Annotated in this window: 6 protein-coding genes and 1 pseudogene; 3 read left to right on the forward strand and 4 right to left on the reverse strand. The window is 70.7% G+C overall.

Going from position 1 to position 8,599, the window contains the following annotated elements:
- Positions 1-1,133: 1,133 nt before the first annotated feature.
- Positions 1,134-2,111 carry an alpha/beta fold hydrolase gene (locus ACIRR9_RS55340; RefSeq protein WP_403769510.1) on the forward strand — a complete coding sequence of 326 codons (978 nt, stop codon included), beginning with the start codon at positions 1,134-1,136 and terminating at the stop codon, positions 2,109-2,111.
- A gap of 478 nt (positions 2,112-2,589) precedes the next feature.
- On the forward strand, positions 2,590-4,074 hold the full coding sequence (locus ACIRR9_RS55345; protein ID WP_403769513.1) for an endo-1,4-beta-xylanase: 1,485 nt from the start codon (positions 2,590-2,592) through the stop codon (positions 4,072-4,074).
- 214 nt (positions 4,075-4,288) lie between these two features.
- Here the strand turns inward: ACIRR9_RS55345 and ACIRR9_RS55350 are convergent, their stop codons facing one another.
- Positions 4,289-4,783 carry an NUDIX hydrolase gene (locus ACIRR9_RS55350; protein ID WP_403769516.1) on the reverse strand — a complete coding sequence of 165 codons (495 nt, stop codon included), beginning with the start codon at positions 4,781-4,783 and terminating at the stop codon, positions 4,289-4,291.
- 189 nt (positions 4,784-4,972) lie between these two features.
- Between ACIRR9_RS55350 and ACIRR9_RS55355 the strand changes: the two genes are divergently transcribed.
- On the forward strand, positions 4,973-5,281 hold the full coding sequence (locus ACIRR9_RS55355) for a hypothetical protein (protein ID WP_403769519.1): 309 nt from the start codon (positions 4,973-4,975) through the stop codon (positions 5,279-5,281).
- 77 nt (positions 5,282-5,358) lie between these two features.
- On the opposite strand, the gene ACIRR9_RS55360 is transcribed toward ACIRR9_RS55355, so the two are convergent.
- The 3 genes and pseudogenes from ACIRR9_RS55360 to ACIRR9_RS55370 form a co-directional block, all read right to left on the reverse strand.
- Positions 5,359-7,506, reverse strand: coding sequence for a hypothetical protein (locus ACIRR9_RS55360; protein ID WP_403769522.1), 2,148 nt, complete (start codon positions 7,504-7,506; stop codon positions 5,359-5,361).
- 183 nt (positions 7,507-7,689) lie between these two features.
- Positions 7,690-8,499: a tetratricopeptide repeat protein gene (locus tag ACIRR9_RS55365; protein ID WP_403769524.1), complete on the reverse strand. Its 810-nt coding sequence runs from the start codon at positions 8,497-8,499 to the stop codon at positions 7,690-7,692.
- An 18-nt stretch (positions 8,500-8,517) separates the two neighbouring features.
- A pseudogene (locus ACIRR9_RS55370) lies at positions 8,518-8,599 on the reverse strand (IS5/IS1182 family transposase); the annotation flags it as partial.

Here is an 8,599-nt window from a genome sequence, read left to right on the forward strand (position 1 = left end):
TGGGAGCCACCAACGTTCTACGGGCCGGGCTGGTCCGTCGCAACGCCAACCCGGCGTAACGAGAAGCCCCCGGCTTCAGCCGGAGGAGGAGTCACGAACGTGCACGACACCGCAGGCGGCAAGCACCTCCTCGACGACCTGGCCGCGGCCCATCCGAGCGTGACCAAGGGCATCGGCGTGGAAGTGCTCCAGCGACCACGGACGCACGGGTTCGAGCCCCTGCCGAAGCGGTGGGTGAAGGAGCGGCCCTTCGGTCTGCTGATACAACACCGCCGCCTGGCACGAGACTGCGAAGCCCTCCCGCAGAGATCCCGGACAAAGATCCACTGGGCGATGGCTGGCAAAATGTCCCGCGAAACCAAGAACGCATCTGATCAGTGTTCACACAGATGCGAGCGGGCTGTCCGCTGCGATTCGCCAGGTTGGTATGGATTCTCCGGTTGATGGGGGCGTACGAGTGGCGCAGGGCGAGTCAACGCGCCTGCGCGTGCTTTCCGATGATGATGCTCGCGTACCGCCGAAGCCGCGTTCTGACAGACGGCGGCACTGACCCGGTGTCGCTGAGCGGCGGCGCCCACAGGACGGCCTACGCGACCGGTTGGACGATGACGGCCCGGACGCTGTTCACCGCCTCCGGCGACTCGAACAGCGACGGCGTCCCCGACCTGTGGGCGACGACCGGCAACACCACGGCGGGCCTGGAGTTCGCCCCGGCCGCAGAACCGGGCCTGTCGGGCCGGCCACGGTGGTGGGCACGAGCGGCTGGCAGTCGATCAGACTGCTGTCGGGTGTGTCAGGAGACACCTGGTCTCGGAGCTCCCGCCGTCCGGGGTACGCGGCGTCGTCCCGGCGGGGAGTTGCTCCTCCCGCGGGAGTACGCGTGCTGACGACTCCCGGTGGATGATCTCGGTCCCGGATGGGGCGATTCTGTGGGGGTGGGTGCGGCAAGCGTGCTGTGCCTTGCCGCCTCTGCATCATCCGTGACCGTGGCAGTCGTGGGGACTGCCGGCGAGGACAGACAGGGAACCGACGTGGATACCGACTTGCAGCCCGGGCCAGGCAAGCCTCCGCCAGCGGATTCCGACCCCGCACTGGGCACACCACCGCGGCGTCGTCCGCGGATCAGGCGGTGGTTGCGACGTGCAGCGTTCGGCTGTGCCGTCCTGCTGGCCGTCGTCACCACGGCCTCATTCACCTACAACGCCGTCACCGCAGGACGCGCCGCACGCCCTCAGGGGCTGAGGTACATCCAGGCGGCCGATATCCGTACCCGCTACCAGACATGGGGTACCACCGGCTCGCCCATCGTCCTCGTCCACGGTGCCTTCGAGCAGGTGGACACCTGGTCACGACTGGCGCCGCTCCTCGCGCGCGATCACCGGGTCTACGCGCTCGATCTGACCGGGGACGGCTACAGCCAACGCCGCGGCCCCTACACCGTCGACCACTTCACCCGGCAACTCCTCGGCTTCCTCAACGCCATGCACCTCGGCGCGCCGGGCGAGCGTCCCCTGCTGGTGGGCCACTCCAGCGGAGCCGCAGTCGTCGCAGAGGCGGCACTGCGCGCCCCGGGACGGATCGGGAGTGTGATGCTGCTCGACGGAGACGCCTTGGACACCGGCGCCGGTCCACCAGCAGCCCTCAAATACCTGCTGATCGATCCCTACCGCACCAGCCTGTTGCGCATCGGCCTCCGGACGGACTGGCTGATCCGCTCCGTATACGACGCCCAGTGCGGACCGACCTGTCCGCGTCTCGACGCCGCCGGACTGGATCAGTGGCGTCGGCCGCTGCAGGTGCCGGGCGCGGAGGGGGCACTGTGGAGCATGCTCGGCCAGGGTGTGCCCGGTATCCCAGCGAGCCAGGTGGCTCGTCTTGCCGCCCTGCACATCCCGAAGTCGGTCGTGTTCGGTGCGCAGGACGACGTGTTCAGCAAGAACACCCCGCAGCAGACCGCCCGGCGCATCGGCGCACCGTCCCCCACCCTCATACCTCGCGCCCGCCACCTGACCATGATCTCCAGCCCTCATGAGGTCGCGGCAGCCGTGGAAGCCCTGGCAGGCGCACATCCCGCTGTGCCACAAAGTGGCGTCGGCGCGGGACGCCAGTAGGCAAGGCCGGCAACACACAACAGGAGGATGCCCGACACCAGGGTTTCGTGTCCTGTGCCGTGTGTGCCGGCAAAGTGGTTGCTGCCGTGGTCTGTTCGTGGTGCGTCGCCATGAGCGGACTGATCAGGTCGCGGCGGTGACGGGCGCGGTCCGCGCTGCGTCGTACACCGTGTTTGCCGTCCTCGGCGTGGCAGGGAAGGCGGCGGTGCGGTCGGCGAAGAGGCGTGGGAGGGGAGTGCCGGTGGTCATACGGCGCAGAAGCGTTGTCGCGGCTGGTGTCTGCACCCTGCTCGCTGGGGCCTCGATGTCCTGCACCGATGGCTCCGCGTCTGCACGGGGGCCGGTGACGGACCTGATCGAGGGCCGGGACTGGGCTCACTTCGCCGGGGCGAAGCCGACGCGCTCAGGAGTTCGCATTACACGCCTCGACCGGCGCATCACACGACAGGACGGCAGCGGTGGGCAGCCCAATCCGCCGGTGAACCTGCGTGGTCCCCGCCTCGTGTTCAGAGGCGACATCCGGATCGAGGCGCGCCTGGCACGTCTGGACGGCACGGACGCCTACCTGCATCTGTACGGTGAGACTCCCGTCGTGTACGACGAGTGGCGTCAGGAGCGGCGCGGCGTGCGGATCGGTGTGGCCGGCGGGCGGGTCCGATTCGAGCGCTGGGACGGGGAGTCGGACAAGCCTGCTGTGACCCGTACCTTCGGCAAGGGCTTCGGGGAGGACGTCCGCCTCGCCGTCGAGGTGCGGGGGAACAGGCTGGTGCTGGAGGCCGACGGGACCGTCGTGGGGAATGTCGCGGGGCGGGACGTCTTCGGCGATGGCCGTATCTGGTTCGGCGCGGACGCGCAGGGCAGTGGGGACGGCTGGACGCTCCGCGGACTCCGTGCGATGCCCCTGGGCCGTGGACGGTTGTCCGTCCGGGATGCCCCCGGCCTGAAAGTAGCCCGCTCCATCGACGCGTTGCGTGACCTGGCGGCGGACCTCCGGCGTCCGATCCGCCTGGGGACCGCCCTGGCCGTCGGCCCTTTGCTGACCGACAGTGCCTACCGCAGGACGGCGGGGGAGGAGTTCTCGATACTCACGCCGGAGAACGACTTCAAGGCGCAGTTCGTCCAGCCGCGACGCGGCGTGTTCGCCTTCGAGGAGGGCGACACCCTGGTGGACTTCGCCGAGGCCAACGGGATGCAGGTGCACGCGCACACGCTCGTCTGGTTCGAGGCGCTGCCCGCGTGGATGCGAGCCGAGATGACTAGCGAGGACCGCAGACGCGTCATGACGGATCACATCCGGGCGGTCGCGGGCCACTTCCGGGGGAAGGTCGCGGAATGGGACGTGGTGAACGAGCCCATGTCCGACGAGGACGAGGACTACACCAACGGCAACCTCGGCGTCCGGCCACACCTCTGGTTCGAGGCGATGGGCGAGCAGTACATCGACATCGCCTTCCGCACGGCCCGGGAGGCCGACCCGCATGCGGTCCTCTACCTCAACGAGTACGGGGTGGAGGAGGACGGGCCGCGATGGGACGCCCTCTACGCGATGCTGATCCGGCTCAGGCAACGCGGCGTTCCGATCGACGGTGTCGGCTTCCAGAACCACGAGTACACCGCCGCCGACCGTACCGACCCCGAAGTCTTCCGGCGCAAGGTCCGGGCGCTGGCCGGGCTCGGCCTCGAAGCCCGGGTCTCGGAGATGGACGTCCTCGTCGACGACGGCGAAGAGGACGTCCAGGCCCGCCGGTTCGCGGGGAAACTCGCCGTCTGCACCGAGGAACCCAACTGCACGTCCTTCTCCACTTGGGGCTTCACCGACCGGTACGGTTCCACGGCCGACATCCGCACCTATCCCCCCAGCCCGGGAAACGCCCTTCCCTGGGACACGGCGTACGAGGCGAAACCCGCGTACTGGGCCCTGCGCGACGCCCTCGGCCGTTCTCCCCAGCGGACCACGGCGTAGACGGCTCCGGCTCGCACCCGCGCGCCGTAGCTGACCGGACGCACAGGGGCTCTCCACCTAACAGAGGTCCGTCGATCTCATCCTCGGTTGTCTCTTCGTGAACGCGTCCTTCTCGCCTGATGATGCGCAGCCGGGATACGTACCCGCAGCAGATTTTGAGCCCGGCTGCCCGGCCACACGACCGGACCCGGAAGGCGTGACGGGCCGGTTCGCTTCACAGGCCGAGCGGCACCGGCTCCTCCGGAGCTCCTGAGGTGATCAATGCGCCCAGAGGTCCGGCGAGGTCCCGGGGAGAGAACAGGGCAGGACCGTGATAACCGGCGACGTCTGGCAGGGACCACCACTTCAGCCCGGTGATGTTCTCGGCCGCGAGCTCGTCGTCGGACATGGTCCCGCGAGGCTCGAACTGCGCACTGCGCACGAGGAAGTAATCATTGATTACGCCGTCGTAGCCGGACGCGTGACCCGGCGCCACGACCTCCTGGTGCCAGACATGCGGCGGGTCTGCCTCGATCATGAGACCTACCTCTTCGCGCACTTCGCGACGCAACGCGCCGAGCGGCGTCTCGCCTTGTTCGATCCCCCCGCCGGGAGCCGCCCATACGACTGTCCGCGCCGGGTCCGGGATCGCAAATCGGCACAGGAGGATGCGGTCATCTTCGTCGAGGATGATCGCGCGAACGGAATGACGCAGGTTCACTGACGACACCCGGCAAGCCTAGCCGTCGCTGCCAGAGCGTCAGTGGCTCACCGTGACGGGGCATGGAACGTGTGCCAGAACCGGAGAAGCGACTGCACTCGAGTTTCGCAGTGCCTCCTGCTCGGCGGGCAATCGCCCGTTGCTGCCGACGTCGGGGATGATCGAGGAAGGGGCTGGGCGTGATGGAGGGAGGGCGGGATGGCGATCAGTGGGCTGCATCCGGAGAGGACTGTTCGGCTTGAGGCGCTCGTCAACGAGTGCCGGCCGCTGCTGACGGGTGATGGCGGGATGGCTGCTGTGCAGCGGCTGCTGAGTGAGCGCCGAGTCGAGGTACTCGATGCGGTGCTGATCACGCGCGAGCTACTTGGGGCGGGTCCCAACGCCCTTGGCGAGGCCAAGACTGTCGTCCTGACGAGTCCAGGCAGGGGGCGTGAACTGCGGGTGCATGAGCAGTTCACGGATGCCGTCGAGCGGAATGGCGACCATGGTGACCAAGAGGGCATCTGATCTGGGCCCTCTCTTTGGGATCTTCCCGGGCGCTCGGTGTTGGGCACCGGCAAGATCCGAAAGAGAGGACCTGGGCCTCAGCCGACCCGGTCGAGGACAGACGCCAGCGTGGCGCGCAGCTGTTCGTCCTCGCGGATGATCGCGTGGTCGGAACCGGAGACGACCAGGCGGCGGTCCCCGGTGGCGAGCGCGGCCAGCCGGTCGTGCTGCTCCGGCGTCAGGGTGGCGGCGCCGAGCGCCCGCAGGGCGTCGCAGGCGCCCTTGAGGTCGGCGGGGGTCTCGACCGAGTGCAGCACCGCCTCGGCGAGCCGGGCGCGGTCGAGGCCGGCCGGATCGGCGACGGCGAGCAGCCCGAGGACGGCCGAGGGTGCTTGGGCCGGGTCGTCGAGGAGAGCTTGGAGCCGAGCGGTCAGCGGGCGCCCGGCCGGGCCGAGCACCGCGACCTCGCGGGCGGCGCGGGCGGCCGTCCAGTGGAACCACCGCCGGCCCTCGCTTCTGTCGAACACCGAGGCCAGCACCGGGACGACCTCGGCCGCCTCACCGGTGATCCGCCACAGGGCGAGAGCCAGGGCGAGGTCGGTGTCCACCTCCGGCGTGGTGTCGCGGTCGATGGTGCGGCCGAGCGACGTCCGCAGGGCCGGGGTGAGGCGGGCGGCTGCCGGGCCGAGGTCGGCCAAGGCGCGGGCGGCCTCGCCACCGCCGCGCGCACCGGTGGCGAGCGCCGCCTCGGCGGCGGCGAACAGCGGCCCGGTCTCGCCGGTCAGCTCGTGCAGTGCCTGCGCCACGAACAGCTTCCGGGCGTCGGCCCGCAGGGCGCTGGCGGTCTGCTCGCGCCGCTCCGGCCCGATGCCGGCGGCGACGGCGGTGATCGCGGTGGCCGCGTACTGGAACCGGGGCAGGATGGCGCACAGTTCGGGCAGCGCCTCGACGGCCTGTGGGCCCCATTGCCGCAGCAGGTGGACCAGCTGGGCGGTGTCGTTGTGGTCCTCGGTCGTCGGGCAACCGCAGTCCTTGCGCCCCTCGGGACGCTCCAGCGCCTTGGCGGCCAGGCGGGCGCGGACCGCGGCGAACAGTTCGGGGTCGAACGGGAAGGGCGCGTCGGCCGGGGCGTGGGACCCGGCGGCGCACTGCATGGCCCGCGGGCGCCTGCCGAGGGCCCGGGCCAGCAGCGGGGCGGCGGCCTGCGGCGCCACCAGGACGAGCGCGGCGAGGGCCTGGTCGGCCGGCTCGTCTTCCGGCTGCGCGGCGAGTTCGGCGAGGACGGGCGCGGCCTCGGCGGCCGCCGGGCCGATCTTGCCGAGCAGTTGGGCGGCCGCCCAGTCGGCGGCGAGCGGGGCGATCGCGGGGATCAGCCGCTGCGGGGCGCTGCGGGACATGGTGCAGGCGCGGTCGGCCGCCCACAACGCCTCGGCCCGCACCTCGGGACGCTCGTCACGCAGCGCGGCGTCGAGCAGCGCGAGGGCACTCTCGCGGTCGGCGTCGGTGTCCCGCCCCAGCAGGATACCGACGACGACGCTCAGCGGCTCCCGGTGCTCGTCCGCGTAGCCGGACCTGGCCGTCTCGCGCGCGGGCAATAGGCCGAGGACGGCGTCGCGGTGCGCGGCGAGCCACGGCTCCTCGGCGTCCAACGCGGCGAACACGGCGGCCAGGCGCAGCGGCGCGGGCGTGTCCGGGCCGAGCAGGGCGCGGGCCTCGGCGACGGCGCCCGCGCGGTCCAACCGGCCGTACGCGGTGAGGAGTTCGGCCCGGACGGCGGGCTCGGTCTCGGCGGCCAGGCGGGCCCGGACGGCGGGCAGGGCGGTGCAGCTGTCCCGGGTGTGGCCGACCGTCCAGCCGGCCGCCTGCCGGACGGCGGCGTCCCCATCGGACAGCAGCGGTATGAGCAGCGGCAGTTGGGCGGTCACGACGGCCCGGACGGCACCCGGCTCGACGCCGTATTCGTCCTCGCTCTCGGCGAGACAGCCGAGCAGCCGGAGCGCATCGACGGTCTGCCGGCCGGAGGCGGCGATTCGGGCAAGGTACGGGGCGGCGTCGACGCTGGCCGCGTACACGGTGCCCTGGTGCACGATCGAGCCGTACAGCTCGTCCAGCGCCTCCTCGGCGTCCTCACCGCCCTCGGCGAAGGTGCGCAACAACCCGGGCAGGTCCTCAGCGGGGCCGTAGGCGTGGTTGACGGTGGCCCAGGGGTGGGCGTCGAGCCCGGCGAGGGCGGTGAGGAGCTCCATGGCCGTGATCTTCGCAGGGACCTCTGACATCCGCTCGGACCAAGTGCCTCGCAGCCTGGCGATACCGCGCCGCCCAGCCCTCCTGGTGCCGCACGGTACTTCAGTTCGCGGCCCCACCGGGTCCGGCCGGCTGCCAGCGTGGTCGGTGCGGACGAGGGGGCCGCCGGCACAGGGCGTATGGCTTCACTTCTGGGGTCCGGACGCTTCCGTGGCCGCCGATCGGGCCGCTGCTGCCGCGTCCTGGTACGCGTTGGCGCGGGTGAACACCTCGGCAGCTCGCGACCAGTGGTCCTGGGCCTGCGCGTGATCGTGCGTGCTCTCGTAGGCTCGGGCAAGACCGGCCAGAGCGATCCCTGCGCCGTACCAGTCGTTGAACTCCGTGTGTGTTGCGAGGGCTTGGCGGTACATCGCGATGGCCTCCGACGGACGGTCCACGTCGAGGAGACACCGGGCGAGGTTGCCCTGCGCCGAGGCGGCCGTATGCCGGTCGCCTGCAGTTTGGAGGAGGACGCAGGCCCGTTGGTGGGCGTCCGCCGCCTCCGCTGCCCGCCGCAGGTTGCGCAGTGCGCCGCCCAGATTGGTCCACGCCAGACCCTCGCCCCAGTCGTCCATGAGAGAACGGAACAGCCTGGTATTGGACGTGTGTACCTCCACTGCCTCCAGCAGGCGCCCCGCTTCCTGGAGGGCGATCCCGAGGGCGTTGCGTGCCATGGCCAGGCCCGGGAGGTCGTCGCCCTGTTCGAACAGCGTGCATGCCGCTGTATGCGCGTCGATCGCCTCGGTCTTCCGTCCTGCCTGCCGCAGAGCGCTGCCGAGGTCGGTCAGGGCACCTGCCCCGGCAGCCCGGTCCGCGTTGCCGCGGGCAGCCTGGCACGCGGCCCGGGCCAGCGTGATCCAGGCTTCGAAATAACGTCGCCAGCTGAGGTAAGGACCCAACGCTCTGTTCAGGGATACGGCCGCCCATGAGTGTTCAGCTTCGGATACCCACTGCACGGCAGTCAGTGAGCTTCTTCAGCGTTGCCGCTCCAGCGTGAGGATGGCCTTGGCGATTGACGTCATTCGATTCGGGCTGCACCGGGACCTGCGGTAGATG

The sequence above is a fragment of the Streptomyces sp. NPDC101234 genome, assembly GCF_044767525.1.
Lineage (GTDB): Bacteria > Actinomycetota > Actinomycetes > Streptomycetales > Streptomycetaceae > Streptomyces > Streptomyces sasae.